The following is a 24658-nucleotide window of genomic DNA, read 5'->3' as shown; positions in this document are numbered from 1 at the left end:
GCGGCCTTGCCGGCCATGCCGTCGGTGACCCGGGCATTCTCGGTGTTCTGGGCGATGGAGGCCGACATCTGCTCGACGCTGGCACTGGTCTCTTCCACCGAAGCGGCCTGTTCGGTACTGGCCTGGCTCATGCTCTGGGCGGTGGCGGAGATCTCTTCCGAGGCACTGGCCAGGGCATCGGCCGACAGCCGTACGTCGCCGATGATCTGGTTCAGCTTGCCGACGGTGCCGTTGATGGAATTCTTCAATTCCAGCAGCTGACCCTGGTAGGCGCCCTGGACGGTACGGCTCAGGTCACCCTGGGCCAGACCGGCCATCACGCCCATGGCCTCGTTGACCGGGGCGACGATGGCGTCCAGGGTGCCGTTGATGCCGGCGACGATACGGCGGAAGTCGCCCTGGTGGGCACTGGCGTCGGCACGGCTATCGAGGCGCCCGGCCATGGCCGCCTGGCTCAGCTGGGCGGCGTCTTCGACCAGGCGCTGGATGTTGCCGCGGACCTGCTCGAGGTTGTCGTTGATCACTGCCTTCTGCCCAGGGAAGCGTTCCAGCGGCACCGACAGGTCGCCTTCGCCAAAGCTCTTCACACAGGCCATGGCCTTGCGCGAATCCTCCAGGTGCCCGGCGACCATGGCATTGACGCCTTCGGCCATGCTGCGGAAGGTACCCTGGAAACGCTCCACCGGAATGCGGGCGTCCGTCGCGCCGCGATCATGGGCCTCGGACAGCTGCACCATTTCCGCGACCAGGCGCTGGATGTTGCCGCGCACCTGTTCGAGGTTGTCGTTGATCACCGCCTTCTTGCCGGGGAAACGTTCCAGCTCGGCCGCCAGATCGCCTTCGCCAAAGCTCTTCACGCAGGCCATGGCCTTGTGGGAATCCTCCAAGTGACCGGCGACCATCGCATTGACGCCTTCGGCGACGTTGCGGAAGGCCCCCTGGAATCGCTCCTGTGGCAGGCGCGCGTCCGTCTCGCCGCGATCATGCTCGGCGGCCATGGTGGTCATCTCCTGCACCAGGCCGCGCAGGGTCAGCACCATGCGCTGCATGGCGGCCATCAGGCTGGAATCGTCGCCAGCGCGCAGCTGCAGATCGTCGGGCAGGTCGCCTGCGGCCGTGCGGTTGGCGACCTTGGCCACCTCGGCCGGCTCGCCACCCAGCTGGCGCAGCAGGTTGCGGGTAATGAAGAAACCGAGCAGGCCGACGGCCAGCAGGGTCACCAAGGCGATGCCGATGGAGAGGACGGTGGCCTGGCTCATGGTACGGCCGGCGACCTGCGCCTGCTCGCTGCCGAGCTTCTGGTTGTAACTGCGGTGCGCATCGAGGGCATCGCCGACATGGTCGATCACCTTGCGCTGCTCGCCGAGGATGCGTTTGACGTCCTCGTCCTGGCTCGCTCGCGACAGAGGCAACACCGTTGCCACCAGATCGTTCAGGGCCACGATGGCCTGGCGATCGTCCTGCAGCATGCGCCGATCGGCTTCGTCGGAGATCAGCGGCTCATAGTCCTTGAGCGCCTTTTCGGTCAGTTGCTGGGCCTCGGTCAGTTCCTTCTCGGCCTCGCGCGTGGCGACGTCGCCGTCCGCGGCCAGGTGGCGGTAGATGCCGGTGATGATGTCGGCCGAATGGGCATCGATGGCATCGATGCCCAGGATCGACGGTACGGTGTTGTCGTTGCCGTAATTGGCGCGGTCGTACACCTGGCTCAACTGCTGGTAGGCGATACCCGCGAGCAGGATGATGCCCAGCAGCGCGGAGAGCACCAGCAGGGACATGCGTTTGGTAACGGTCATGTATTCTTATTCCTTGTCGCTCAGGCCGGTACGGCGGCGTGGGCGGAGACGGTGGTGGACGAAGCCTCGCCGATCAACCCGGGCACGCTGAGGATCAGCGCCACGGCGCCGCTGCCGAGGATGGTGAAGCCGCCCAGGCTGCGGTTGTGGTCGAACAACGGACCGAGAGGCTTGATCACGGTCTGGAATTCACCGAGCAGCTGATCGACCACCAGACCGGCGCGCTGGCCGGCGTAGCGCACCACCACCACGTTCTGGCGCCGCGGCGGCGCTTCCTCGATGGCGAACAGCTGGCGCAGGCGCAGCACCGGCAGCACCTCGCCGCGCAGGTCGAGATAGTCGTTGCCGCTGGCCTGGACGCTGGCCGCCTCGGTCAATTCGATGCACTCCTCCACCGCTTCCAGGGGCACCACGTAGGCGGCCTTGCCAACGCCGATGAGGAAGCCGTCGATGATCGCCAGGGTCAGCGGCAGGCGGATCGTTACCGTGGTGCCCCGGCCCTCCTCGCTGGTGAGGTCGACGCTGCCGCGCAGGGCGGTGATGTTCTTTTTCACCACGTCCATGCCGACGCCGCGACCCGACAGGTTGCTGATCTGCTCGGCGGTGGAGAAACCCGGCTCGAAGATCAGGTTGAACACCTCCTTGTCGCCCAGCACCTGGCCTTCGCTGATCAGGCCGCGCTCGGTCGCCTTGCGCAGGATGCGCTCGCGCGACAGACCGCCACCGTCATCGGTGACTTCGATGACGATGCTGCTCGACTCGTGATAGGCGTTGAGGCCCACGGTGCCCTGGGCCGGCTTGCCGCGGGCCAGGCGCAATTCGGCGGATTCGATGCCATGGTCCATGGCGTTGCGAATCAGGTGGGTCAGCGGATCGCCGATCTTTTCCACCACGGTCTTGTCCAGCTCGGTATCGCCGCCGCTGATGCGCAGGGCGATGTCCTTGCCGATTTCCTTGGAGACGTCGCGCACCACGCGCTGGAAGCGGTTAAAGGTGGTGCCGATCTGCACCATGCGCAGGGTCAGGGCGGTATCCCGCACCTCCTCGACCAGGCGCGACAGCACCCCGGTGGATTCCACCAGGGTGGTCAGGCCGCTCTGCTGAGCGATCAGCTGGGTGCCGGCACCGGCGATGATGAGTTCGCCAATGAGGTCGATGAGCTGGTCGAGCTTGGTGGCGTCGATACGGATCAGTTGGCCTTCGCTGGCTGGCGCCCGCTGTTCCTTGATCTTGCGCTGCTTGTTCAGGGCCGCGTCCACCACCGGCGGATTGACCAGTTGGGCCTCGACCAAGACCTCGCCGATGGGCTTGCGCGGCACCGCCGGATCGGCCTGGCGGCGCAGCACCTCGTCCAGCTCGGTGGCGGTCAGGGTGCCGCAGCGCACCAGGATTTCGCCCAGGCGCAGGTCTTCCTCGGGCAGGTCGTCGATCAGTTGGCAATAGTCGCTGCTGCGGCTGTGCGGCGGCAGGATGCGGATCTGGCTGTCTTCGCGGACGAATTCGAAGGCCGCCTCGATGGTTTCCTTGTCGGCATCGCTGTCGAACGCGACCTCGAAGCCCAGGTAGCAGGTTTCCGGATCCATCTCGGCGACGGTCGGAATGGCATCGAACAGGGTAACGATGTTGACGATGCGGCCGAAGGTATTGAGGTAGCGCACGAAGGCCAGCGGATCCATGCCATTGCGCAGCATGTCCGGGCCGAAGCGCAGCGACAAATGCCAGTGGCCGGCGGCCACGCCATCCACCGGTGTCACCAGGGCGCGCGCCACGGCGGTCGGCTGGGCCGCCTGGGCGCTCGGCTGCAGATAATGCTCCAGGCGCTGCACCAGAGCGGCGCCCACGGCCTGGAAGTCGGCCTCCGGCTCGCTGCCGGACGACACCCGGGCAATCAGGCCATTGAGGTGATCGCAAACCTCCAGGAACAGTGCCGACAGCGTCTCGTCGAACGCCATTTCACCACTGCGGATGCGATCGAGCACGCTTTCGGCGACATGGGTGAAGGCCACCACATGGTCCAGGCCGAACAGCCCCGCCGAACCCTTGATGGTATGGGCGGCGCGAAAGATGGCGTTGATCAGCTCGGCGTCATCCGGCGCCTGCTCGATCTGCAGCAGGGCGGCCTCCATCTGCTGCAACAGCTCCTCGCTCTCGGCGATGAACGTCTTGAGGATCTCGTCCATGTTCATGCGGCAACACCTTCCGCGGTAGCCGCGGTAAAGAAGTCGGCGAGACCTGCCAGCTCCAGCAATTCGGTGACGGCGGGGCTGGGATCGACCAGCTCGAGACTACCCCCCAACCGTTGCGCCTCCCGGTGGGCCAGCAGCAGCAACTGCAGCCCGGCCGAATCGAATTCATCGACCTCGGCCAGCTCCAACGCCACGGTGCCCCCGGCGGCCAGGGGCTCCATCAGCAGCGGCTTGCTGTCCGCCGCGGTGTAGATGGTCAGCGGCCCGGAGAAGGGCAACCGGGTACGAATGACGTCGTTCATGGGTAGCCTCCGGGGCTATCAGGGCATGATCAGCTTGGAAACCGCTGCCAGCATCTGTGCGGGCTGGAACGGCTTGACCATCCAGGCCTTGGCCCCAGCGGCCTGACCGGCGGCCTTCTTGGCGGCATCGGATTCGGTGGTGAGCATGATCACCGGAGTGAACTTGTACGCGGGCAGCTTCTTGGCCGCGGTGACGAAGGTGATGCCGTCCATGTTGGGCATGTTCACGTCGCTGATGATCAGGTGCACCTTGCGACCGTCCAGCTTGGTCAGGGCATCGCGACCGTCACAGCCCTCGATGACGTCGTAGCCCGCGCTTTTCAGCGTCATGGACACCACCTGGCGGATGGAGATGGAGTCGTCGACGATCAGAATGGTCTTGTTGCTCATGGCAGCTTTCCTTAGAAGAAGGTGATATCGGATTCGGCAGCGGCGGCGGCCGGTCGCTTGCCGTGGTGCACGGCGACCTGCTCGGCCATGGTGTAGGTACGGGCCAGCTCGGCGAGCCAGCCCTTGGTGTCGAGGGGCGGCAGCGGCTGGCCGCTGGCGGCCAGGGCGCGACGCTCGATCACCAGGCGCTCGAGGCGGGCCTGGTCGTCGCGGATGTGGCCGAGCGATCCTGGAACTGCAGGGCGACCAGCACCTCGGCGATGGCGCCGCCCACGGCCGCGGCGTTGTCGGCCAGGGCATCGCTGCGCTCGACCACGTCGCGGGTGGTGCCGCCAAAGCTACCGATGACCTGTTCGATGGTCTCGCCGGACTGGTTAAGGGTGCCGGTGTCGCGCTCGGCGTGGAGTTGCGACAGCTCCAGGGTGCGGGCGATGGCGCCATTCACCGTTTCCACGGTTTCGCCGATCTTCTGCCCAGTGTCGCCGGACAACGTGGACAGCTTGCGGACCTCGTCGGCGACCACGGCGAAACCGCGCCCGGCTTCACCGGCACGCGCGGCTTCGATGGCGGCGTTGAGGGCCAGCAGGTTGGTCTGGCGGGCCACGTCGCCGACGTCCTTGGCCATGCTCTTGAGTTGCTCGGTCAGGCCGGCCAAGCCGTTGACCTCGGTGAGCAACGCCCCCTTGCTCGACAGCGCCTCACGCAGCGATTGCAGGATGCCGTCCAACTGGTTCTGGCTGCTGGCCATCAAGCTGACCAGGCGATCGCCACTGCCGTGATCGTTGCCAGCGACACTGTGGATACGGTCCGCCAGCTCGGCGAAGCGACTGGTCAGACTGACGATTTCCTGCTCGGTATGGACGCGCGCGGCTTCGATCTGCTCGGACCACACTGGCAGCACGGCTACACAGAGGGCTTCGAGAGCTTCGTCCCGGCCGCTGACCGGGCTCTGGTGGATGGCCTGACCGGCAGACTGCTCGACCTGCCGTGCCTGAGCGCGACGCAGCTGCCAGAAGCCCAGGCCCATGGCCAGGACCACCTGGGTGGCGCTCAGGGCCAGGGTGGTCGCAGTGACACCGCCCGCGTACAGGATCGCGCCGGTGCCGCAGGCACCCAGCAATGCAGGGGTGAAGGTAGAGTCGACGAGCGAAGGCGAGGAAGGGGCGTGTTCCACAGGAAGATACCGGTCTAGACGCCAGCGAAGGCGGGAAGGTGTGACCGGGTTATCAGCTCTGGAACGCTAAACTTTAGCCACGGACGGATAACTTATTGTAGTAGCTTAGTGCCACTACTAGTTTTTCCGCCAGCTTTTTTCAGAGTTCGTCGCGCCGTTTGGCCCGTGCTAGACGGCCTGCCATGGCTCCCGCCTCTTCCAGCACCTCTCGTACATAGCCCAGATGCAGGCTCGCTGCCTCGCGCGCGCGTTCGGCTTCACCCGCGACAATGGCTTGGTAGAGCGTCCGGTGCTGTTCCAGCAAGCGCTCGCGGGTTTCGCCACGCTGGGCCTGCATGCCGCCGATATTGGTCACCATGTGATGCCGCAGCAGTTCGAACAGGCTGCGAATGCTGTGCAGGTAGACGGCGTTGTGACTGGCCTCGGCGATGGCCAGGTGAAAAGCCGCATCGGCTTCACCCTCCTCTTCCCGAGCCAGGGTCTCGCGCCGCCGATAGCAATCTTCCAGTCGCTCCCAGGCCAGGGTCAGTCGCGCGAGATCAGGCTCGGTGGCCCGTTGCGCAGCGTAGTAGGCGCAGGCGCTTTCCAGGGTATGGCGAAATTCCAGCAGGTCGCGCCGGGTTTCCTCGCGGCTTTCCAACAGCGGCAGCAGCGGATCGGTGAAGGCACTGTTGAGCGCCTCGGTGACATAGGTACCGCCGCCCTGGCGGCTGAGCAGCAGTCCCCGCGCTACCAGTTTCTGGATGGCCTCACGCAGGGACGGTCGCGACACCCCGAAGCGCTCGGCCAGCACCCGCTCGGCTGGTAGGCGCTCGCCAGGTCGCAGGGAACCCTCGGCGATCAGCGCCTCGAGATTCTTGACGATGTCGTCCGACAGACGACGTTGCTTGACCGGTTCGAACCCCATGAAAAACCTCGAAAAATGCCGCGGACAGCAGCGGCCGTCCGCCGGGTGGAAGGGATGGGCCGACGAAAGTCGCACATCAAGGGGTTTGACAGAGGCAAAGACCCCGCTTAACGTGCGTGAAGTCGCACTTGTAAATTGGTCTTACCAATTTTTGCCACAGGTCGCGATCTTGTGCAACCCCGTCCTGCCGCCTCCCTACAAAAACAATCAAGGAGCACCCGATGGAAACCTGGCAACAGATCTATCTCCCCCTTGGCAGCCTGGGCCTTTCGGCCTTCGTCGCCGCCTTGCCCATTCTGTTCTTCTTCGTTGCCCTCGCCGGTCTGAGACTCAAGGGCCATGTCGCGGGCGCCCTGACCTTGGCGCTCGCCCTGGCCATCGCGCTGCTCGTCTACCGCATGCCGGTGGACAAGGCGCTGGCCTCGGCCGGCTACGGTTTCCTCTACGGCCTCTGGCCCATCGCCTGGATCATCGTCACGGCGGTGTTCCTCTACAAGCTGACGGTCAAGTGCGGCCAGTTCGACATCATCCGCAGCTCGGTGCTGTCCATTACCGACGACCAGCGCCTGCAGGTGCTGCTGATCGGCTTCTGCTTCGGCGCCTTCCTCGAAGGAGCCGCCGGCTTTGGCGCGCCCGTGGCCATTACCGCCGCGCTGCTGGTAGGCCTGGGCCACAACCCGCTGAAGGCGGCCGGTCTCTGCCTGATCGCCAACACCGCACCGGTGGCCTTTGGCGCCCTGGGCATCCCGACCATCGTCGCCGGTCAGGTGACCGGCATCGACGCCTTCAAGATCGGCGCCATGACCGGTCGCCAGCTGCCACTGTTGGCGTTGCTGATACCGCTGTGGCTGATGTTCATGATGGATGGCATGCGTGGCCTGCGGGAAACCTGGAAACCGGCGCTGATCTGCGGTGGCACCTTCGCGGTGGTCCAGTACCTGACCTCCAACTTCCTCGGCCCAGAACTGCCTGACATCACCTCGTCTCTGGCTGCCATGATCGCCCTCACCGGCTACCTCAAGCTGAGCCAACCGCAGCAGGCCACTGCCGGTGCCAACACCGTGGTGAGCGGCGGCGGCGCAGCTGCGCTAGGCGGTGGTGCAGGCTTCGGCCAAGGCGGTCGCCTGCCACCGGAGCATTCGCTGGGCACCGTGATCAAGGCCTGGTCACCCTTCCTGATCCTGACCGTGATCGTCACCCTCTGGACCACCAAGGCCTTCAAGGCACTGTTCGCCACCGGCGGCGCTCTCTATGCCCTGGTGATCAACGTCCCAGTGCCCTATCTGGACAAGCTGGTGATCAAGACACTGCCGATCGTGGCCACCCCGACGCCCATGCCGGCGGTCTACAAGCTCGACCTGCTGTCGGCCTCGGGCACGGCCATCCTGATTTCCGCCCTGATCTCCATGGCCATCTTCCGCATCAAGCCCTCGACCGCCCTGGGTGTGTTCAAGGAAACCCTGGTGGAACTGCGCAAGCCGATCCTGTCCATCGGGCTGGTGCTGGCCTTTGCCTTCGTCGTCAACTATTCGGGCATGTCCACCACCCTCGCCCTGTTGCTGGCCGGCACCGGCGCGCTGTTCCCCTTCTTCTCGCCGCTGTTGGGCTGGCTGGGGGTGTTCCTGACCGGCTCGGATACCTCCTCCAACGCCCTGTTCGGCTCGCTGCAGGCGACCACCGCGCACCAGATCGGCGTTTCCGACACCCTGCTGGTGGCCGCCAACAGCTCCGGCGGCGTGACCGGCAAGATGATCTCGCCGCAGTCCATCGCCGTGGCTTGCGCTGCCACCGGGATGGTGGGCAAGGAGTCCGACCTGTTCCGCTTCACCGTGCGCCACAGTATCGGCTTCGCCGTCCTGGTCGGCTTCATCACCCTGGCGCAGGCCTATGTGTTCACCGGGATGCTGGTGCACTGATAGCGCGTTTCCCGGCGGCGGCTCAGGCCATCGCCGGTCCTCTTATTACCGGGCTAACCCGGAGTGACGCCTGATGAACGATCTTTTCTACAACGCCGCCCCCAACGCCACCCGTACCGCGCCGCCCCTGACGCCGCCACGGACCTATCCGCAGCAGAAACCGACCCAGGTCTATCTGTTCGGCACCTGCGTGGTCGACCTCTTCTATCCCGAAGCCGGCCTGGACAGCATTCGCCTGCTGGAGCGCGAGGGTATCCGCGTGCATTTTCCCCAGGCGCAGAGTTGCTGCGGCCAGCCGGCCTACACCTCGGGCTATACCGAGGAAGCCCGTGCCGTAGCCCGCGCCCAGCTGGCGCTCTTCGCCGAACCCTGGCCCGTGGTGGTGCCCTCCGGCTCCTGCGCCGGCATGCTGCGCCATCACTATGCCGAGCTGTTCGCCGATGAGCCCGAGACCTTGCGCCAAGTACAGGATCTCGCTGAACTCACCTATGAACTGGCGGAATTCCTGCTCAACGTCTGCCAGGTCGACTACCAGGACCGCGGCGCCCCGACCAAGGTGGCCCTGCACACCTCCTGCAGCGCTCGGCGCGAGATGCAGACCCACCTGCACGGCCGCGCTCTGCTCAGCCAGTTGGCGGCCGTGGAGCGCGTCGACCATGATCACGAGAGCGAATGCTGCGGTTTTGGCGGCACCTTCTCGGTACGCATGCCGGACATCTCCGGTGCCATGGTGGCGGACAAGACCCGTGCCCTGCAGGACAGCGGTGCCGCCCAGGTGCTCACCGCCGACTGCGGTTGCCTGATGAACATCAACGGTGCCTTGGAAAAGCAACGCGCCGCCTTGCGTGGCGAACACCTGGCGAGCTTTCTCTGGCGCCGTATCGGAGGTGCAGCGTGAACGAGATGCTGAAGATTCCCCTTACCGACATCAGCGAGGCGCCGCCCTTCAAGACGCGTGCGCGTCAGGCCCTGGGCGACGACCAGCTCAGGCGCAACTTCCGCACGGCCATGGATTCGCTGATGACCAAGCGGCTGGCCAGCATGAGCGACGCCGACGAGCGCGAGCGCCTGCGCGAGTTGGGCAATCGCATCCGGGCCCGGGCGCTGTCCAAGCTGCCGGATCTGCTGGAGCGGCTGGAAGCCAATCTCAGACGCAATGGCGTCCAGGTGCACTGGGCCGAGACCACGGCCGAGGCCAACGCCATCGTCCAGGGGATCGCCGAGCGCCATGCGGCCAAACTGCTGATCAAGGGCAAGTCCATGGTCAGCGAAGAGATGGACATGAACCACGTCCTCGGCGCCCAGGGCATCGACTGCCTGGAGTCGGACATGGGCGAGTACATCATCCAGCTCGCCGGCGAGAAGCCGTCACACATCATCATGCCGGCCATCCACCTCAACCGGCAGCAGGTGGGCACCCTCTTCCACGAGCACCTGGCCGAGCCCTACACCACCGACGTCGATGAACTCATCCAGACCGGCCGGCGGGTGTTGCGGCAGAAATTCTTCGAGGCCAACATCGGCATCTCCGGGGTCAACTTCGCCGTGGCCGAGACCGGCACCCTGTTGCTGGTGGAAAACGAGGGCAACGGGCGAATGTCGACCACGGTGCCGCCCGTACATATCGCCGTGACCGGCATCGAGAAGGTGGTGGAAAACCTCAGAGACGTGGTGCCTCTGCTGTCGCTGCTGACCCGCTCGGCGCTGGGTCAGCCCATCACCACCTACGTCAACATGATCTCCGGGCCGCGCAAGGCCGAGGAATTGGACGGGCCGCGCGAGGTGCACCTGGTGCTGCTGGACAACGGCCGCAGCCAGGCCTTCGCCGACAGCGAATTGCGCCAGACCCTCAACTGCATCCGCTGCGGCGCCTGCATGAACCACTGCCCGGTCTATACCCGCATCGGCGGCCACGCCTATGGCGAGGTCTATCCCGGCCCCATCGGCGCCATCATCACCCCGCATCTGGTCGGCCTGGAACGGGCGCCCGATCATCCCAGCGCCTCGTCGTTGTGCGGCGCCTGTGGTGAAGTCTGCCCGGTGAAGATCCCGATTCCCGCCCTGCTGCGCCGACTGCGCGAGGAAAACGTCAAGGCGCCCGCGGCAGAGCCGCAGCTTCTGCGCGGCCAGGGCAGCAAGTTTTCCGCCCGGGAGCGCTGGACCTGGCATGCCTGGCAGAGCCTCTTCACCTCGCCGCTGCTCTATCGCGGCTTCAGCTACCTGGCCACCCGCTTCGGCCGCTTCACCCCGGGCCAACTCGGGCCCTGGACCGAGCACCACAGCGCGCCCAAGCCAGCGAAGCGCTCGCTCCACGAACTGGCCCGCGAACACCTGGAGAACCGCCCATGAGCGCCCGCGACAACATCCTCGCCAAGCTGCGTGGCAGTCTGCAGGGTACCCAGCCCCTGGCCGACAACTTCGACGAAGCCCTGGTGACCGAGCCCTGGCGCTACCCACCCACGGAGCGCGTCGCCCGTCTGCGAACCCTGATGGAAATGGTGCATACCGAGACGCACCTGACCACCACGGCGGACTGGCCGGCGCAGGTGGAGCGCGTCCTCGCCGAACGAGGTCTGGATCAGCTGTTGATCGCCCCAGGCACGCCGCATGGCGCGCGCCTGGTGGAGCGCTGGCAGGACCAAGGCCAGCCACGCTGGAAGGCCTATGACCGCCCCGTGGAAGAGTGGAAGGCCGAACTGTTCAACGACACCCCGGCGAGCCTCACCGGCACCCTCGGCGCCCTGGCCTCCACCGGCAGCCTGGTGCTCTGGCCGGATCGCCAGGAACCGCGGCTGATGAGTCTGGTGCCGCCGTTGCATATCGCCCTGCTCAGGGCCAGCACCGTGGTCGACAACTTCTATGAGTTGCAGCAACAACACCGCTGGCAGGATGGCATGCCGACCAATGCCCTCCTGATCTCCGGACCATCCAAGACCGCCGACATCGAGCAGGTGCTCGCCTATGGCGCCCATGGGCCCAAGGACCTGGTGGTGCTGATCGTCGAGGACGAGTGAGGGTTTTGCCCCTCACCCTAGCCCTCTCCCAAGGGAGAGGGAGCGGTCCAGCTCACCGCGTAGGCTGGGTTGAGCGCAGCGAAGCCCAACAGAGCCCAGCCTCGATGCATACCCTGTTGGGCTTCGACGATGAAGTTGTCTCAGCCCAACCTACAGTCCTCGCTGCAAAAGGAACACCGTAGGTTGGGTTGAGCGTTAGCAAAGCCCAACAGAGCCTAGCTTCGTGCGGGTCCTGTTGGGCTTCGACGATGGAGCCGTCTCAATCCAACCTACAAGCATTATGGCCAAAGAGTCATCGTAGGTTGGGTTGAGCGCAGCGAAGCCCAACGATCTCCCTCTCACTCCAGCTGACCAACCCGCTGCGGATCCGGCCAGAACAACGCCGCCTGCCCCAACCGCTGTCCGTCGACATCGAGCAGATTCCAGACCACGCCGGCATGGATCTGGAAGGCCTCACCGTCTCGATCGACCCGCCAGCCTTCATAGCCACTGGCATAACCCTGGCGCCCCACCGCCTCCATCAGGCGCTGACGCTCGTCCCGGTCCTTGGGCGAGGCGCTGAAGCGCGACGGCATGCCGAGAAACTCGGCGCGGGGATAGCCGAAGCAGCACAAGGCCTGGTAGTTGGCATAGCAGAACAGCGGATCCTGTTCGATGCCGTGGGCCAGCAGGGCATAGGGCGCCCTTTCGTGCAGCCACGTCAGAACGTCGGCCTGAGACAGGCCGGCAGGCCGCGGCAGCGGTTGGCCGAGCCAGTGGTGGTAGGAGGCGTCCAGCAGTGGAAGCAAACTGAGATCGGTAGCGGACAAACCGGTAGCTCCTTGGCGAGGGATCACCATTCAAGAGCAACCCGACGGGCTTGGGAAGCCCAGGGCCACCGCGGCAGGACGCCACGGCAGCCCGCAGGCGCGGTTTACTTCACCGCGGTCAGGTCGATGCGCACCACGCTTTCCGGCGCGGTGTTCATGTATTCCTTGTCGAAGGGCGTCTTCACCGTCGCATACAGCGTCTGGCCATCCGGACTCACCAGCAGGCTGTTGGGATTGGGCTTGAGGTCGTAGGCCTTCTTCTCGGCGTAGGTGGTGGCGTCCAAGATCAGCAGCCGACCGGTCTCGCGCTGAGTGATGTACAGCTCGTTACGCGTGGTATTGAGCTTGATGGCCAGGGCATCGCCCACCGGCAGACGCTTGATCACCTTGCCGCTGCGGATATCGAAGACCAGCACGGTCTTGGCTTCGGAATTGTCGGTAACGAACAACTGGTGGTTCGCGCGATCCTCGGCCAGATTCAGCAGCAGGTACTTGCCGCCATCGCCCGGGGTCCAGCGGTGCTCGATCTTGCGGGTACGCGGATTGATCACCAGCACTTCCCCGCTGCCATTGGCCGCATAGAGACGCCCGGTATCCTCGGAGTACAGCAGGCCGGTCACCCACTTGCCGGCATTGGGAATGCGCGCCTTGAGGGTCAGGGTCTTGGCGTCCACCACCCAGATCACGCCCGGATCGCCAACGCCGCCGACATACAGCAGACCGTCATGCAGGATGACCTGGCGCGGATTGACCGGATGGCCGTCGCGGCCCATCTCGTTGAATTTCAGGCGCTTCTCCACCTTGCCGGTGCGCAGGTCGATGCGGCTCAGACCACCATCCAAGGAGTTGGTGACGAACAGCGTCTCACCACTGGCGTCGGTGGTCAGGGCGAAATTCTTCAGATCGGTGTGGATCTGCCCGGTGATGGCCAGGGTCGCCGGGTCCAGCTGATAGATCACCCCGCCGGTGACGCCCTTGGTCAGTTGGGCGGTCGCAGCATAGACCGACTGCTTGGCCGGACTGTAGGCCAGTTCATAGACGCCGTAACCCAGCTCGATGCGCTTGAGTTCAGCGGGCGCCTGGGGCGGGGCCGGTTGCGCGGCCACGGGAGCCGGCGCGGGTGGCGGTGGCGTCGGTGCCTCCGGGCGATTGGAACAGGCGGCCACTGCCAGGGACAGTAGCGCCATGGCGCCCAGCGTCGAGACCTTGTTGAAAGACACCGCCATTTGCTTCTCCTAGGGACGAGGTACGAGAGATCAGGACAATCCTGAAATGATAAACGTTCGCACTATGCCCAAGGAGAACAGGTCAGACAAGGCCGAAAAATTTCAGCCTCTCACCTGATACGGGTCGTCATCCCCTGCCCCTCCGCTCTGGCCCAGGGTTTTCAGTCGTCCCTGACGATCCAGGCGAAAGCGCGAGAAATCCTCCGCTAGGTGCAGGTCGCCGCTATAGCAAGCCGCCGCCTCCTGGCGCAGCTCCTCGATGGAGGGCGAACGCCCCACAGCGGCCTGGTAGCGCGGACTGAAATGGGTGAGCAGCAAGGCGGGTAGCCCCTGCGCCTCGGCAAAGCGAGCGACCCCGGCCGCACTGCTGTGGCCCCAGCTCTGCCCGGTCTTGTCGATCTGCGCCTGGGCGTAGGTGGCTTCATGGACCAGCACCTGAGCGCCCCGGCAGGCCTCCGCCAGCAGCGCAGGATCGTCATTGTCCCCCGCCACCACCAGCCGCCGCTCCCCATGGGCCGCCTGCAGGAAGTCGGCGCTGCGCAGCAACCGGCCCTCGTGCGGCACATCCTCGCCTCCATGCAATCTTCCCCAGAGTGGGCCGCGCGGTACCTGGGCAGCCGCCAGGGCTGCCGGATCCAGCCGTTGCGGTCGGCGGGTCTCGCGGAAGCGAAAGGCGTGGCTGGGCACCCGATGGGAAAGCGCGAAGGCGTCGATATCCCAGGCGCCCACGGCAAGCCCGGTGAAACCTTCCAGGGCATGGAACTGCAACTCGAAGGGCAGGTGCAGCGCGGTCAGGGCCTGGGTAGCGGCCAGCCAGTCCTGTACCGCCTGGGGCGCGATCAGCACCAGCGGCTGGCTGCGTCCGGTCATGGCGGCGCTGGCCAGCAGCCCCGGCAGGCCATAGCAGTGGTCGCCGTGCACATGGGTGATGCAGATGGCGCGCAGGTCCGCCGCCGACAGCGGCGTGCGCAGCAGCTGGTGCTGGGTGGCCTCGCCACAATCGACGAGAAACCAGCCCTTGCCCTGGTCCTCGATCAGGGCAAGGGCCGAGACATTGCGCCGCCGGGTTGGCACCCCGGCCGAGGTGCCGAGAAACAAGAGGTCCATGGAGGCTCCAGGCAAAAGACCAGTCTAGCGTGGCTGCCCCGCTGTCGCCCGGGCAACAGCGGCCGGGCACTCCTGCTGCCGGCCAGGCAGGCCAGGCCCGGCAAACCCCGAGAACGCGGGCTTTTTCGCCCTGGCAACGCTCTTGCAAAGCCTCTGGCGTCGCCCCTACATCCGCCGAGGACCACCATGAATCTGCCCATTCGCCACCTGCCGCCTGCCCGCACGGAAAGCCCGGACTACGAACAACTGGCTGCGCGCTTCCGCCCGATCTTTACCCGCATCGCCGAGGGTGCCCTGGAGCGCGAACGCAACCGCAACCTGCCCTATGCCCCCATCGCCTGGCTCAAGGAGGCCGGCTTCGGTGCCGTGCGGGTGCCCGTGGCATTCGGTGGCGCCGGCGCCAGCCTGCCGCAGCTGGTCCAACTGCTGATCGAGCTGGCGGCTGCCGACAGCAATTTGCCCCAGGCCCTGCGCGGCCATTTCGCCTTTGTCGAGGATCGCCTCAACGCCCACGCCAGTGCCTCCCAGCAGATCTGGTTCGAGCGCTTCGTCGCCGGTGACCTGGTGGGCAATGCCTGGACCGAGATCGGCACGGTCAAGCTTGGCGAGGTCATCACCCGGGTCAGCCGTAAGGACGGCGAGTGGCGTCTCAACGGCACCAAGTACTACAGCACCGGCAGCCTGTTCGCCGACTGGATCGACGTCTACGCCCAGCGTGACGACACCGGCGGGGACGTCATCGCCGCCATTCGCACCGACCAACCAGGCGTGCGTCAGTCCGACGACTGGGACGGCTTCGGCCAGCGCACCACGGCCAGCGGCACCTCGGTGTTCGAAGATGTCGTCGTGGAACCCGACAACCTCATCGACTTCGCTACCCGCTTCAAGTACCAGACCGCCTTCTACCAGTTGGTGCTGCTGGCGGTGATCACCGGCAGCGGCCAGGCGGCCGTGCGCGAATTCGCCGGTGAAGTGCGCGGTCGTGCACGGGTATACAGCCACGGCAATGCCAGCGCGGCCAGTGCCGACCCCCAGGTACAGCAGGTGGTCGGCAAAGCCTCGGCCTTCGTCTATGCCGCCGAGGCGGCGACCCTGGCAGCCGCCGTTGCGGCCCAGGCCGCCTTCGAGGCCCGCTATGCCGGGGACCCTGCCGCCGAGCACGACGCCAACGTGGCGGCGGAACTGGAATCGGCCCAGGCGCAATCGGCGGTCGCCGAACTGGTGCTGCGCGCCACCAGCGATCTGTTCAATGCCCTGGGCGCCTCGGCCACCAGCACCCGCAAGGGACTCGATCGCCATTGGCGCAACACCCGCACGGCCGCCTCGCACAATCCACTGATCTACAAGGAGCGCATCGTCGGCGCCTGGGAGATCGAGGGCAGCGAACCGCCCTTCGTCTGGCAGATCGGCGGCGGCAGCAAGCAGGGCTGACGTCGAGTGACCACCTGAATGCACAACGGCAACCCCAAGGTTGCCGTTGTGCATTCAGCGCGCTAGATCAGTTCGACAGCTGGCGGGCGAACCGTCCCACGGCCCCGACCACCCGCTGGGCGCCGTCCTGGATCTCCACGATCACCTGCCCGGCCTGCCCGGCCAGTTCCAGGCCCTGCTCGGCCTGGCGCCGGCCATTCTCGATCACCGTCACCGCTTCGCCGGCCAGTTGCTGGTTCTGTTGCACCACCCCGACGATCTCCTCGGTCGCCTTGCTGGTGCGCGAGGCCAGTTGCCGGACCTCGTCGGCCACCACGGCGAAGCCGCGGCCCTGCTCGCCGGCCCGGGCCGCTTCGATGGCCGCGTTGAGTGCCAGCAGGTTGGTCTGCTCGGCGATGCCGCTGATGGTCTTGATAATGGTGCCGATCACCTGGGACTGATTGTCCAGCGCCTCGATGCCCTTCACCGCCTCCTGCATCTGGGTAGCCAGGGCACGCATGACGTCCACCGTCTGCTGCGCCACTGCCGCGCCTTTACGGGCGGTGTCATCGGTATGCCGGGAGGTCTCGAAGGCCACGCTGGCGGCTTCGGACACCGCTTGCTCCTGGTGAACCTGATCGGTGATCACGGTGGCGAACTTGACCACCTTGTACAGGCGATCATGGGCATCGATCACCGGGTTGTAGGAGGCTTCCAGCCAGACATCGCGACCGTGGGCATCCAGCCGCTTGAAGCGATCCACGACGAATTCGCCGCGACGCAGGCGCGCCCAGAACTGCCCATAGGCGTCGGAGTTGGCCTCGGCTGGCTCGCAGAACAGCCGGTGGTGCTTGCCCTTGATCTGCGCCAGGGAATAACCCATGGCCTGCAGGAATCGGTCATTGGCATCGAGCACCTCGCCGTCGAGGTTGAACTCGATGACCGCCGTGGAGCGACGCAGGGCCTTGAGCAGGCTTTCGTGCTCGCGCGAGGTCTCGATGGTTCGCGTCAGGTTGTTGCAGAACAGTCGGAAGCGCGTCACCTGGCCCTGGCTGTCATGGAAGGGGTGCAGGATGCCGCGCAACCAGGCTTCCTGACCGTCGCCACGCAAAAGATGCAGGGCACCGCTGTAGGGCTCACCGCGGCTCAGGGCCTGCTGCAGTCGGCGGCTGTATTCCTGGTTGCGGACGTGCGCCGGAATGAGGTCCGCCAGGGGGCGTCCCAGCAAATCCGCAGCGCGCACGCCCATCTCCTTTTCGAAGTTGGCGTTCACCGCGGAGATACACCCGCGGCCATCCAATTCCAAGCCCAGCATTTCCACGTCGAGCTCGGCCTTCAGCCGCTTGAAGGAGTCCACCTGCTCGCGGAGGCGCTGCAGTTCTTGTTTTAGGCCTTTGTTGAACATGACACGCCCCTGCTTGGGAGATTAAGTTACCGCTGTATCGACCGGGATTAGTCAGGCCTTTAATGCCGACAGCAGGACAATGACCAGACGTCCGGAATGAAAGATGGATGGCGGCGGGCCATTAACTAATAACAAAAAAATATTTCAACTCAGGGTTTGGCCGGCATTACGTTCTAACGCCTGTCTGCTCTCTCCACCGCAAGAGTCTTCCATGTCCGATTCCCTGCTGGACCCCGTCACTCCCCTGCTGGAGCGCTTCGCCGCCACCGCGGCGGAACGCGATCGTCAGGGCGGCACGCCCAAGGCCGAGCGCAATGCCCTGCGCCAGAGCGGCCTCCTGGCCCTGAGCATTCCCACGGAACTGGGCGGCCTCGGCGCCTCCTGGGATCGGACGCTGGAGGCGGTGCGGCGAATGGCCCGGGTCGACAGCTCCCTGGCCCACGTCTTCGGCTTCCATCACCTGCTGCTGGCCACCGCCCAGCTGTTCGGCCAGCCCGCGCAATGGCGACCCTGGCTGGAGGGCACCGCGCGCAATGGCCTGTTCTGGGGCAATGCCCTCAATCCCCTGGATCGCCGTACCCTCGCCCGCCGCAGCGGCGATGCCTGGCAAGTGGATGGCCAGAAGAGCTTTTGCAGTGGCGCCCTGGATTCGGATCTGTTGCTGCTTTCCGCGCTGGAAAACGATGACAGCGGACGCCTGCTGATCGCCGTGGTACCCACCGGCCGTGCCGGCATCCAGCTGTTCGACGACTGGGACAACAACGGCCAGCGCCAGACCGACAGCGGCAGCGCGCGCTTCGACGGGGTACGGGTCGAACAGCAGGAATGGCTGCTCGATCCCGGTCCGCTGAGCACCCCCTTCGCCTGCCTGCGCCCGCTGCTGGCCCAGCTGATCTTCGCCAACATCTTCCTCGGCCTGGCCGAGGGCGCCTTCGCCGAGGCGCGCCGCTACACCACCACCCAGGCGCGTCCCTGGTTCAAGTCACCCGCCGCCAGCGCCAGCGAAGACCCCTACATCCTGCGCCACTACGGAGAATTCTGGGTGGCCCTGGAGAGCAGCCGACTGCTGGTGGAGCGCGCCAACGGCGCCTTCGCCCAGGCCTGGCAGCAGGGCACGGCGCTGACCGCCGCGGCACGGGGCGAACTGGCCATCGCCATCGCCACGGCCAAGGTCGCCGCCAGTCGTCACGGCCTCGATATCGCCAGCCGCCTGTTCGAGGTCGGCGGGGCCCGCGCCACCGCCGGTGCCCTGCGCCTGGATCGCTACTGGCGCAACCTGCGCACCCAGACCCTGCACGATCCGGTCGATTACAAGCTGCACGAGCTGGGCGACTGGGCCCTCAACGACACCCTGCCCACCCCCAGTTTCTACTCCTGAGGAGCCCGCGATGACCCTGCTGACCCTGACGCGCACACCCGAGGTGCCCCGCTACCGGGCAACGGCCCAGGTGTTCGCCGATCCCAAGTCGCGCGACCTGCTCGCCCACCTGGAAAAGATCGCCCCGAGCGACGCCAGTGTGCTGGTGATCGGCGAAACCGGTACCGGCAAGGAACTGATCGCCCGGCATATCCATGCGCTGAGTCACCGCCATGCCGGCCCCTTCGTCGCCGTCAACTGCGGCGCCTTCGCCGAGAGCCTGGTCGAGGCGGAGTTGTTCGGTCATGAAAAGGGCGCCTTCACCGGCGCCCTGACCGCGCGCGCCGGCTGGTTCGAGGAGGCCAACGGCGGCACCCTGTTTCTCGACGAGATCGGCGACCTGCCGCTGTCGGTACAGGTGAAGCTGCTGCGCGTCCTGCAGGAGCGCGAGGTGGTGCGACTCGGCTCTCGCCGCAGCGTGCCGCTGAACGTGCGGATCATCGCCGCCACCAACGTCCCGCTGGAGCGGGCGGTGGCCGAAGGCACCTTTCGCGAAGACCTCTGGTACCGCCTCAATGTGGTCAGCCTGCCGCTGTTGCCGCTGCGCCAGCGCCAGGGCGATATCCTGCCGCTGGCCCGGCACTTCCTCCACGCCTATGCCCAGGCGCCGGTCGCCCTGACCCCGGCGGCGGAGCGACGTCTGCTGGAGCACCCCTGGCCGGGCAATATCCGCGAACTGGAAAACACCCTGCAGCACGTCCTGCTGCTCAAGCCCCAGGGCCTGCTGGATGCCGGTGACCTGTCGTTCGTCCAGCGTCCCAGCCTGGTCCCGGCGGCGCCGCGCCCGACCGAGGCGGCGCCGGTGGACAGCCTCCTGACCGACGCCTTCGCCCAGTTGTTCGAAGAGCAACCTGAGGCCCTGCACGAGCGCGTCGAAGATGCCCTGGTCCGCGCCGCTTATCGCTTCTGCCATCGCAACCAGGTCCATACCGCCCGCCTGCTGGGGCTGAGCCGCAACGTCACCCGTGCCCACCTGATACGTATCGGCGAACTGGTGGTCAATCACCGTCGGCCGCTCGCGCCCCGGCCGGAACGCGAGGTCCGCTTCTCCATCTGAAGGGTGGCCATACCCGGCGGGGTACCGACAGGCCATGGAGCGCCTTACACTGGGGTTTTGTTCCGCGAGGCCTCCGCATGACCGCCCGTACCCTGCTGCACCGCCATCCCGCCCGGCGTGACGACATCGGCGACCTCCAGACCCGGCGGCCGCTACCCGGCCCCGGCCTGCCCCATCTGGACCCCTTTCTCTTTCTCAACCACCACGGTCCCCAGGTCTATCCGCCGCACAATGCCGGTCTGCCCTTTGGTCCTCATCCCCATCGCGGCTTCGAGACGGTGACCTTCATCCTCTCCGGTTCGCTCGCCCACCGCGACAGCGGCGGCCATGAGAGCGTCATCGAAGCCGGGGGCATCCAATGGATGACCGCGGGCAGCGGCCTGGTGCATGCCGAGCTGTCGCCCGCCGCCTTCAAGCGCGACGGCGGCGACCTGGAGATCCTCCAGCTGTGGGTCAATCTCCCCGCCCGCCTCAAGTTCACCCCGCCGGCCTACCACGGCGTTTCCGCCGCGGACCTGCCCCTGATCGAGGCCGATAGCGGCCGGGTACGCCTGCACCTGGCATCGGGCAGTCATGAGGGTATCCAGGGTGCCGTGGCCACCCCGACCCCCATCACCCTGATGACCGTCGAGATCGCCCCGGGTGGCCGCGTCACCCTGCCTGCCCCGGCCGGCAACTCGGTGTTCTGCTATGGCGTGCGCGGCACCGTGCAGATCGCCGGCCAGGACGAAGCGCCGTGGCAGCTGTTCGAATTCGCCGATGACGGCGACCACCTCGACATCGGCAGTCGCGACGGCGCCGTGCTGCTCTATGGCCATGCGGCGCCCTTCGCCGAGCCCATCGTCGCCCACGGCCCCTTCGTGATGAACAGCGCCGGGGAGATCCGTCAGGCGATCCGCGACTACCAGGCCGGCCTGTTCGGTGACGTACCGGAGTGAGTCGCCCCGCCAGGACGCCGCGCCCAGGCTAGAATCCGGCTTTTGCCGGGAGCGCAGCGATGAGTGACGAAGTGCGGATCGAGGATCTGGTAGTGGGTGACGGCAAGGCGGTGGTCAAGGGTGCCCTGATCACCACCCACTACGAGGGCTGGCTGGACGACGGCACCCCGTTCGATTCGTCCCGTGCCAAAGGGCGGCCCTTCCAGTGCGTGATCGGCACCGGCCGGGTGATCAAGGGCTGGGACCAGGGGCTGATGGGCATGCGGGTGGGCGGCAAGCGGTGCCTGGAGGTACCGGCGGCGCTCGCCTATGGCGAACGTCAGGTCGGTGCTCTGATCAAGCCGCACTCCAACCTGAGGTTCGAAATCGAGTTGCTGGAAGTCTTGACGCGGGACGATTGATGCCTGACCGACTTCAGTTCGACGCCTTGGTATTCCGGCGTACCAGCTCGAGTTGGGCTTCGAGCACGCTCAGCCGGGCAAACTCTCGGGTGTAGATGACGAATTGCTCCTGAAAGCTCTGCCGGCTCCGGGCGAGATCCTGTCGATGACTGCGAATTTGCTCTTCGAGAGTCTGCAGCCGCTGCTGGGTGGTTTGCGTCATGGCACCTACTCCTTGTGCTTGTGGTGTCAAGCGGACTCTAACCGTGCCCTGACAAATCGAGCTAGAGCCGTTCGTCGTCCCTTAAACCACCGCTACAGAGCCGTTTCGTCTCGCTGATGCGCTTCCGTGCTGCGTGAAAGGCGCGTTTTTCCTTACCAATCGGTCAAGAAAAAAGGCGACGAACCTCAAGAGGTTCGTCGCCTTCAGGATAGGCTCAGCGAACGCTAGCGCGGTCCTACCGCCGTGCAACTGTTGCTGGCATCGACGTACTTCTTCAGGGTCGGCCACTGCGGCCGCTCCACGCCATTGACCGGCTCCACCGCCAGCGCGGCAGTTCCCCAGCCCGGACCCGCCGCCCAGTACGTCAGCGGCATGCAGTTCTGCTGCAGGTAGGCCAGCAGATTGTCGGTAGCCGTCAGCCAGCGGCTGTCGCCAGCCGGTACGCCGAACTCGGCGATCATGCCGCGCTTGCCATTGCGCTTGAGCCATTCGACGAAGGGCTTGACGCGATTGACCCCCACCTGCGGATCGAAGTTGTTCATGTTCTGCGCGGCGTAGGTGCCACTGCCGTCCTCATCGAGGTAGACGTTCGCCGCGTAGATGATGTTGTTGGCCGGATCCTTGAGATTGAGCAAGGCATTGCTCGCGCTCGGCCAGTTGGCCGCGCTACCCCAAGCATTGCCCTGGACGATCACCGGGTGGGTGCGGTCCATGGTACGCACCCCGTCGATGCCGGACTGCGCCGTCACCGGCCAGCTGCTGTCGGCGCCATTGGGCTTGCCCATGATGTCATAGCCATAGAGCGCGGCATGGTTGCCCCACTGGTAGGCCAGACGGTACATCAGATCCCAGTAGTTGAAGTTGGTGACGGTACCGGTGCCGATCAGGGTGCCCTTGTAGCGGCCGCCGTTGTCCAGCGCCAGGATCACCTTCATGTTGTACTTCTTGGCCAGCTCCAGCACCTGGGTGACCTGCTGGGTGTACGCCCCTTCCAGGCTCCCGAAGAAGCGCGTCTGCAGACGTTCCCAGATCACCGGGAAGCGGATCAGCCGTACGCCCTTGGCGCTCCACTGCTGGAAATGCGCCTCGCCCGGCATGATGTAGTTGACGTTGAGCACCCCTGGCAGGCTCTGGGGCGCGAAGGCGGCACCCGAGAAGTTCAGCCCCACCAGATTGAGCTTGGCGCTGTTGGCGGGTGTGCCGGTCGATCCCGTGGGTGTGGCCGTCGAACCGGTGGCGGGCGTGGTGGCACCCGAGGAGCCCGTGCTGCCGCTGCCGGTCGCAGGCTTCACCTCGGCCACTGGCGTCGTCACGGCCGGCGTCGCACTGCCCGAGTTGCTGCCCGAACTGGTGCTGCCGGTGCTGCCCGCACTGCCCGTGCTTCCCGTACCACCGGTCGAACCGGTCGTGGCACCCGGCACTGTCGCCGGCGTGCTAGAGGTGGTGGTACCGGTCTTCAGGGTCTTGGGATAGCCATAGGCATTGCCGTCGAGCTGCGGGCTCTCGATGAAGACGCTCATGTTGCTGCCGACGACCTGGGCATAGGTCACCTTGTAGCTCTTGCCATCGGCCGGCGTGATCTGCGCGCCTACCTTGAAGGCGCCCACATTGGCGGCCGAGGCCGGAATGGAGAAGCCGGCGGCCTTGCGATAGACGCCATGCAGCCAGTCTTCGTTGGTGAAATCGTTGATCGCGGTGGTCACCCCGGTCGTGGTCGAGCCGCCGGTGTTGCCAGTGCCCGCGGAGGCGCCGGTATCCGAGCTGCCACCGCTGCTCGAACCGGTATTGCCGCTGCTGGAACCACCGCTGCCGCCGGTGGCACCAGTGCCGCCACCCGTGGCCCCGGTGCCGCTGGCCGGGGTGCTGCCGGTACCGCTGGCGAAGGGACCGATGGCGGTGCAGCTGCTGTCATCGATGTACTTGCGCAGGGTCGGCCACTGCGGCCGGTCGACGCCATTGATCGGCTCCACCGACAGGAAATAGTTGCCCCAGCCCGGGCCGGCGGCCCAGTAGGTGGCGGGAATGCAGTTCTGCTTGAGATAGGCCAGCATCCGGTCCATCAACGGCAGCCAACGGGGATCGTTATCCGGCACGCCGAACTCACCGATCATGCCCTTCTTCCTGTTCTTCTTCAGCCACTCGACGAACGGCCGAACACGCTCCACGCCGTAATCCTGGCTCAGCTTGCCGACATCAATCCCGGTGTAGTTGCCGCCGGCGCTCTCGTCGAAATAGGAATGCGCCTGGAAGATCAGGTTATCGGACGGATCCTTGAGCGCCAGCAGGGAGTCGTTCCACAGCGGCCAGCGGGTCGCCTCCGACCAGCCATTGCCCTCGATCATGATGGGCTTGGTCTTGTCGACCGCGCGGACCCCGTTGATGCCGTACTGGGCGGCGATCGGCCACTGGGCCATGGAGTCGTGGGGCTCGTTCATGATGTCGTAGGCATAGAGCGAGGATTGGCTGCTCCAGCGCTGCGCGATCCGGGTCATGATCTCCTGATAGCGGTCGTAGGGAACCGCCGCGCTGCCGATCACCGATCCGCGATAGAAGGTGTAGTTGTGCAGATCGAGGATGATGCGCATGCCGTACTTCTGCGCATTGGCGAAGGTCTGGTCCACCAGCGCCGCATAGGTCGGGTCCAACGGACCGCCCAGCACGGGTTGCAGGCGCTCCCAGATGATCGGGAAGCGAATCAGCTTGATGCCCTTGCCGCTCCACTGCTTGAAGTAGGCTTCGACGGGAAAGATGTAGTGGGTACCGTTGACACCCGGTAGTACCTGTCCGGCGAAACCGGCACCGGACAGATTGAGGCCCACCAGATTGACCTGCTCGGCCTTGGCACCGGCAGCCAGGGTCAGGGCGGCAACGAAGGGCAGCACCCGGGCTGCCCTGCGGGAAAACTTCAGGAAAGATGGATTCATCATCACCAACTGCGCTAAATCGACAGCGCGCTCCCTGAACACTTGCCGATGTGAAGTGAGAGAAGAGTCGCGCGCAGGAA

The 24658-nt window shown here is 65.8% G+C and carries 21 protein-coding genes and 2 pseudogenes; 9 read left to right on the top strand and 14 right to left on the bottom strand.

Translation table 11 applies throughout. From position 1 onward, the window contains the following. The 7 genes from AX284_RS09365 to AX284_RS09340 all read right to left on the bottom strand — a co-directional run. Window positions 1-1793, bottom strand: a 1793-nt coding sequence (locus AX284_RS09365; protein ID WP_068384884.1) for an MCP four helix bundle domain-containing protein, incomplete at its 3' end; no start/stop codon positions are given. A 20-nt stretch (window positions 1794-1813) separates the two neighbouring features. Beyond that, window positions 1814-3979 (bottom strand): chemotaxis protein CheA, encoded by a 2166-nt coding sequence (locus AX284_RS09360; RefSeq protein ID WP_068384878.1) that lies wholly within the window; start codon window positions 3977-3979, stop codon window positions 1814-1816. Continuing rightward, on the bottom strand, window positions 3976-4281 hold the full coding sequence (locus AX284_RS09355; protein WP_068384874.1) for an STAS domain-containing protein: 306 nt from the start codon (window positions 4279-4281) through the stop codon (window positions 3976-3978). Before AX284_RS09355 ends, AX284_RS09360 begins: the two co-directional genes overlap by 4 nt. 18 nt (window positions 4282-4299) lie before the next feature. Next, the gene (locus tag AX284_RS09350; protein ID WP_007162125.1) at window positions 4300-4671 is read right to left on the bottom strand and encodes a response regulator; all 372 of its coding nucleotides are present in this window, start codon (window positions 4669-4671) and stop codon (window positions 4300-4302) included. Window positions 4672-4682: 11 nt separating this feature from the next. Further along, entirely contained in the window at window positions 4683-4853 is a 171-nt protein-coding gene (locus tag AX284_RS12105; RefSeq protein WP_236712158.1) for a hypothetical protein, read from the bottom strand. Beyond that, the gene (locus tag AX284_RS12360) at window positions 4850-5419 is read right to left on the bottom strand and encodes a methyl-accepting chemotaxis protein (protein ID WP_236712159.1); all 570 of its coding nucleotides are present in this window, start codon (window positions 5417-5419) and stop codon (window positions 4850-4852) included. Before AX284_RS12360 ends, AX284_RS12105 begins: the two co-directional genes overlap by 4 nt. Window positions 5420-5984: 565 nt before the next feature. Further along, window positions 5985-6752 carry an FCD domain-containing protein gene (locus AX284_RS09340; protein WP_064307183.1) on the bottom strand — a complete coding sequence of 256 codons (768 nt, stop codon included), beginning with the start codon at window positions 6750-6752 and terminating at the stop codon, window positions 5985-5987. A 221-nt stretch (window positions 6753-6973) separates the two neighbouring features. On the opposite strand from AX284_RS09340, the gene AX284_RS09335 reads away from it, so the two are divergent. From AX284_RS09335 to AX284_RS09320, 4 genes are all read left to right on the top strand, one after another. After that, the gene (locus AX284_RS09335) at window positions 6974-8668 is read left to right on the top strand and encodes a lactate permease LctP family transporter (protein ID WP_068384870.1); all 1695 of its coding nucleotides are present in this window, start codon (window positions 6974-6976) and stop codon (window positions 8666-8668) included. A gap of 73 nt (window positions 8669-8741) precedes the next feature. Next, window positions 8742-9566, top strand: coding sequence for a (Fe-S)-binding protein (locus AX284_RS09330; protein WP_068384867.1), 825 nt, complete (start codon window positions 8742-8744; stop codon window positions 9564-9566). 5 nt (window positions 9567-9571) lie between these two features. Next, the gene (locus AX284_RS09325) at window positions 9572-11017 is read left to right on the top strand and encodes a LutB/LldF family L-lactate oxidation iron-sulfur protein (protein ID WP_153015337.1); all 1446 of its coding nucleotides are present in this window, start codon (window positions 9572-9574) and stop codon (window positions 11015-11017) included. Further along, window positions 11014-11682, top strand: coding sequence for a LutC/YkgG family protein (locus tag AX284_RS09320; RefSeq protein ID WP_064307186.1), 669 nt, complete (start codon window positions 11014-11016; stop codon window positions 11680-11682). Before AX284_RS09325 ends, AX284_RS09320 begins: the two co-directional genes overlap by 4 nt. 338 nt (window positions 11683-12020) lie before the next feature. On the opposite strand, the gene AX284_RS09315 is transcribed toward AX284_RS09320, so the two are convergent. The 3 genes from AX284_RS09315 to AX284_RS09305 form a co-directional block, all read right to left on the bottom strand. Beyond that, the gene (locus AX284_RS09315) at window positions 12021-12491 is read right to left on the bottom strand and encodes an MEKHLA domain-containing protein (protein ID WP_082731538.1); all 471 of its coding nucleotides are present in this window, start codon (window positions 12489-12491) and stop codon (window positions 12021-12023) included. 104 nt (window positions 12492-12595) lie between these two features. Continuing rightward, window positions 12596-13717 (bottom strand): YncE family protein, encoded by a 1122-nt coding sequence (locus AX284_RS09310; RefSeq protein WP_017642743.1) that lies wholly within the window; start codon window positions 13715-13717, stop codon window positions 12596-12598. A gap of 102 nt (window positions 13718-13819) precedes the next feature. After that, entirely contained in the window at window positions 13820-14824 is a 1005-nt protein-coding gene (locus AX284_RS09305; protein WP_068384855.1) for a ribonuclease Z, read from the bottom strand. A 186-nt stretch (window positions 14825-15010) separates the two neighbouring features. Here AX284_RS09305 and AX284_RS09300 point away from each other — a divergent pair, with 186 nt between their 5' ends. Then, window positions 15011-16255 (top strand): acyl-CoA dehydrogenase family protein, encoded by a 1245-nt coding sequence (locus tag AX284_RS09300; RefSeq protein WP_068384850.1) that lies wholly within the window; start codon window positions 15011-15013, stop codon window positions 16253-16255. A 67-nt stretch (window positions 16256-16322) separates the two neighbouring features. On the opposite strand, the pseudogene AX284_RS12355 reads toward AX284_RS09300, so the two are convergent. Then, window positions 16323-16712, bottom strand: a pseudogene (locus tag AX284_RS12355) (methyl-accepting chemotaxis protein); the annotation flags it as partial. A gap of 150 nt (window positions 16713-16862) precedes the next feature. Continuing rightward, a pseudogene (locus AX284_RS12350) lies at window positions 16863-17549 on the bottom strand (PAS domain-containing protein); the annotation flags it as partial. Window positions 17550-17850: 301 nt separating this feature from the next. Between AX284_RS12350 and AX284_RS09290 the strand changes: the two are divergent. The 4 genes from AX284_RS09290 to AX284_RS09275 all read left to right on the top strand — a co-directional run bounded on the left by AX284_RS09290 (window position 17851) and on the right by AX284_RS09275 (window position 21452). Continuing rightward, on the top strand, window positions 17851-19017 hold the full coding sequence (locus AX284_RS09290; protein WP_068384843.1) for an acyl-CoA dehydrogenase family protein: 1167 nt from the start codon (window positions 17851-17853) through the stop codon (window positions 19015-19017). A 10-nt stretch (window positions 19018-19027) separates the two neighbouring features. Further along, on the top strand, window positions 19028-20113 hold the full coding sequence (locus AX284_RS09285) for a sigma-54 interaction domain-containing protein (protein WP_068384840.1): 1086 nt from the start codon (window positions 19028-19030) through the stop codon (window positions 20111-20113). A 77-nt stretch (window positions 20114-20190) separates the two neighbouring features. Then, on the top strand, window positions 20191-21051 hold the full coding sequence (locus AX284_RS09280) for a pirin family protein (protein WP_068384837.1): 861 nt from the start codon (window positions 20191-20193) through the stop codon (window positions 21049-21051). A gap of 59 nt (window positions 21052-21110) precedes the next feature. Further along, window positions 21111-21452: an FKBP-type peptidyl-prolyl cis-trans isomerase gene (locus tag AX284_RS09275; RefSeq protein WP_068384834.1), complete on the top strand. Its 342-nt coding sequence runs from the start codon at window positions 21111-21113 to the stop codon at window positions 21450-21452. Between the two features lie 13 nt (window positions 21453-21465). On the opposite strand, the gene AX284_RS09270 is transcribed toward AX284_RS09275, so the two are convergent. Then, window positions 21466-21654 (bottom strand): hypothetical protein, encoded by a 189-nt coding sequence (locus AX284_RS09270; RefSeq protein ID WP_017640342.1) that lies wholly within the window; start codon window positions 21652-21654, stop codon window positions 21466-21468. 224 nt (window positions 21655-21878) lie between these two features. Then, complete coding sequence (locus AX284_RS09265; RefSeq protein ID WP_068384831.1) at window positions 21879-24581, bottom strand: glycoside hydrolase family 5 protein; 2703 nt, start codon at window positions 24579-24581, stop codon at window positions 21879-21881. Window positions 24582-24658: the final 77 nt, after the last annotated feature.

This window comes from Pseudomonas sp. HUK17 (assembly GCF_001566765.1).
This window is presented reverse-complemented; position numbering and strand designations above follow the sequence as displayed.

Excerpts from the sequence above, each read along its gene's own strand:
- AX284_RS09330 (WP_068384867.1), top strand. The coding sequence starts at position 8,742 with ATGAACGATCTTTTCTACAACGCCGCCCCCAACGCCACCCGTACCGCG.
- AX284_RS09285 (WP_068384840.1), top strand. The coding sequence starts at position 19,028 with ATGACCCTGCTGACCCTGACGCGCACACCCGAGGTGCCCCGCTACCGG.
- AX284_RS09290 (WP_068384843.1), top strand. The coding sequence starts at position 17,851 with ATGTCCGATTCCCTGCTGGACCCCGTCACTCCCCTGCTGGAGCGCTTC.
- AX284_RS09310 (WP_017642743.1), bottom strand. The coding sequence starts at position 13,717 with ATGGCGGTGTCTTTCAACAAGGTCTCGACGCTGGGCGCCATGGCGCTA.
- AX284_RS09265 (WP_068384831.1), bottom strand. The coding sequence starts at position 24,581 with ATGATGAATCCATCTTTCCTGAAGTTTTCCCGCAGGGCAGCCCGGGTG.
- AX284_RS09300 (WP_068384850.1), top strand. The coding sequence starts at position 15,011 with ATGAATCTGCCCATTCGCCACCTGCCGCCTGCCCGCACGGAAAGCCCG.
- AX284_RS09280 (WP_068384837.1), top strand. The coding sequence starts at position 20,191 with ATGACCGCCCGTACCCTGCTGCACCGCCATCCCGCCCGGCGTGACGAC.
- AX284_RS12360 (WP_236712159.1), bottom strand. The coding sequence starts at position 5,419 with ATGGCCAGCAGCCAGAACCAGTTGGACGGCATCCTGCAATCGCTGCGT.
- AX284_RS09335 (WP_068384870.1), top strand. The coding sequence starts at position 6,974 with ATGGAAACCTGGCAACAGATCTATCTCCCCCTTGGCAGCCTGGGCCTT.
- AX284_RS09275 (WP_068384834.1), top strand. The coding sequence starts at position 21,111 with ATGAGTGACGAAGTGCGGATCGAGGATCTGGTAGTGGGTGACGGCAAG.
- AX284_RS09360 (WP_068384878.1), bottom strand. The coding sequence starts at position 3,979 with ATGAACATGGACGAGATCCTCAAGACGTTCATCGCCGAGAGCGAGGAG.
- AX284_RS09325 (WP_153015337.1), top strand. The coding sequence starts at position 9,572 with ATGCTGAAGATTCCCCTTACCGACATCAGCGAGGCGCCGCCCTTCAAG.
- AX284_RS09355 (WP_068384874.1), bottom strand. The coding sequence starts at position 4,281 with ATGAACGACGTCATTCGTACCCGGTTGCCCTTCTCCGGGCCGCTGACC.
- AX284_RS09270 (WP_017640342.1), bottom strand. The coding sequence starts at position 21,654 with ATGACGCAAACCACCCAGCAGCGGCTGCAGACTCTCGAAGAGCAAATT.
- AX284_RS09350 (WP_007162125.1), bottom strand. The coding sequence starts at position 4,671 with ATGAGCAACAAGACCATTCTGATCGTCGACGACTCCATCTCCATCCGC.
- AX284_RS09340 (WP_064307183.1), bottom strand. The coding sequence starts at position 6,752 with ATGGGGTTCGAACCGGTCAAGCAACGTCGTCTGTCGGACGACATCGTC.
- AX284_RS09320 (WP_064307186.1), top strand. The coding sequence starts at position 11,014 with ATGAGCGCCCGCGACAACATCCTCGCCAAGCTGCGTGGCAGTCTGCAG.
- AX284_RS09305 (WP_068384855.1), bottom strand. The coding sequence starts at position 14,824 with ATGGACCTCTTGTTTCTCGGCACCTCGGCCGGGGTGCCAACCCGGCGG.